This is a genomic window from Streptomyces sp. NPDC055078, assembly GCF_053607985.1.
In genome coordinates, this window is sequence record NZ_JBSGUP010001120.1 from 1 (window position 1) to 1,328 (window position 1,328).

A 1,328-nucleotide genomic window follows, 5' to 3' on the forward strand; every position below is an offset into this window, starting at 1 on the left:
GGGGGGGGGGGGGGGGTGCTCGCCCCCCCCCCCCCCCGCCCGGCCCTGTTGGGTGGGCCGATCCCCTACGGGGTGGCGGGGACGGTGAGCGCGGCCAGCACCGGAAGGTGGTCGGTGGCCGCGCTCAGATCCGCCGGAGTGATGCCGGGGAGGTCCACCGGCACACCGCAGCCCAGCACTTCGACCCCCTTGCTCGCGAAGATCGCGTCGATCCGCCGACGCGGGTCGACCGGCGGGAAGGTGTTCTCGCCGCCCCAGGGGGCGACGGCCCAGCAGTCCTGCAGTTCGGCCGCCAGCCGCTGGAAGCTCCGGCCCGTGGGGCGGTCGTTGAGATCCCCGGCGGCGATCGCATACGGAACGTCCATGGCCGCGAGCCTGTCGAGGAGCATCCCCGCCTGGGCGTAGCGCTCCTCCTCCTGAAGACTCAGATGGCAGCTGAGCACCCCGACGCGCGCTCCCCCGAACCGTACGACGGCCGTCGCGAAGCCACGGCGGTGCAGGCCCGGGGTCAGCGGCAGCAGCACATCCTCCGTACGCTCCACGGTCGCACTCAGCGAGCACAGCATCAGCGGACCGGCGGCGGTCGCGCCCCCGCTCAGGACGACAAGACCGGTCTTCGACGCGAGGCGGGCCGCGTGTTTGCGCCAGCGGAAGAAGCGCGGGGCCTCCTGGATGAAGACGAGGTCCGGCTCGCAGGCGCGGATGACGCGGACGAGGGCGGCCTCGTCGTCGCGGAGGGAGCGGATGTTGTACGTGAGGACGCGGAGGGTGGGGGAACCGTCGGAGGCGGTACGGGAGTTCGGCAGCGCGGTGACCATACCCGCAGCCTATGTTTCCCCACGCCCGCCGCGCGGCCATGCCCGGCCCGTGGCCACGCCGGGCTCGGGGGTTCCCGCGCCCCGTGTTCCCCGCCCGGCCCGATGGCCCACGCCCCTGCGCCCGGGCCCCTTGCCGCTCAGGCTTCTCCTCAGGAGGCGCCGGGTCCGGGGCGGAGCCCCGGCAACCGGGGCACACCTTGTGTGTGAAACCGCGCCACAGTGGAGCGGCACGCCCTCCGGGCGTGTCCTCAATCTCCCCCAGACTCCGTCCGGGGGGACCCCCAACGGGCTGATTTTGCGCACCCGGGTGGGCAATGTCAGCCCCGGGCGCAAGCCCGAGCACGGGCAGGGACTGCGCAGGGGCTCCGGCGCAGGGGGCTGAGGTGGAAAGGACCATGGGCACGGGCGCGGGCCGGGGCGCCCCGGGCACAGGGGCGGGGCTAACCCTGGCGGGCCAGGTCCGCCGCGCCGACCAGGCCCGCCTCCCCGCCGAGCCGCGCGGCGAGCACC

General features: G+C 74.9%; 1 protein-coding gene. It reads right to left on the minus strand.

Annotation, left to right across the window (positions count from 1 at the left end; all coding sequences use genetic code 11):
• Positions 1-65: 65 nt before the first annotated feature.
• Entirely contained in the window at positions 66-818 is a 753-nt protein-coding gene (locus ACWF94_RS40610; protein WP_453500338.1) for an endonuclease/exonuclease/phosphatase family protein, read from the minus strand.
• Positions 819-1,328 lie beyond the last annotated feature (510 nt).

Coding starts and splice junctions, on each gene's coding strand:
- ACWF94_RS40610 (WP_453500338.1), bottom strand. CDS start 818: ATGGTCACCGCGCTGCCGAACTCCCGTACCGCCTCCGACGGTTCCCCC.